This window comes from Chryseobacterium sp. WG14, from assembly GCF_024586945.1.
Taxonomy (GTDB): domain Bacteria; phylum Bacteroidota; class Bacteroidia; order Flavobacteriales; family Weeksellaceae; genus Chryseobacterium.
In genome coordinates this window covers 1-554 of sequence record NZ_JALCZD010000039.1, presented here as the reverse complement: position 1 = coordinate 554, position 554 = coordinate 1, and the positions used below count along the sequence as shown (strand labels likewise).

At 40.3% G+C, this 554-nt stretch carries 1 protein-coding gene; it reads left to right on the top strand.

What is annotated here, in order from left to right; genetic code table 11:
• Positions 1-554, top strand: a 554-nt coding sequence (locus MP478_RS22490; RefSeq protein ID WP_257201721.1) for a condensation domain-containing protein, incomplete at both ends; no start/stop codon positions are given.

Here is a 554-nt window from a genome sequence, read left to right as displayed (position 1 = left end):
GATTGTGAGCCATGCAGATGGCCGGGTTGTGGATCAGATCACAGAGATTCAGAATAGGATCAGTGAGCTCAATACGCACAGTGACATTAACCTTGCAGCATTGCACCATGATGGACGCAGGATCTTCAGCAGTTTATTTGTGTATGAGAACTATCCTGTACCTAAAGGAGGTGAGGGTAATGAGTTAGGATTTGTGTTCATGGACTCTGTAGAGAAGCTTGATTATCCGTTGGGAATTATGGCTTCGGAACAGGGAGATAGTGTAGCCGTTAAGATCAATTATGAAGGCGTTCTTTTCGAAGAACAAACGATACAGCAGTTGATTGAAGGAATGGAAACTCTTTTAGATCAGATTCTTAAAAATAAGAAAATCACATCAGATCAACTTGCTTATGTTTCTGATAATCAAATAAAGCTCATCCAATCCTGGAATGTGATAGATCCTGTTGAATCTGATAAAACCCTTCATGAGTTATTTGAATCTCAGGCATCAAGGACGCCGGATGCGGTTGCGTTGGTTTATGGAGAAGTTAAATTAAGCTATAAAGAGCTTA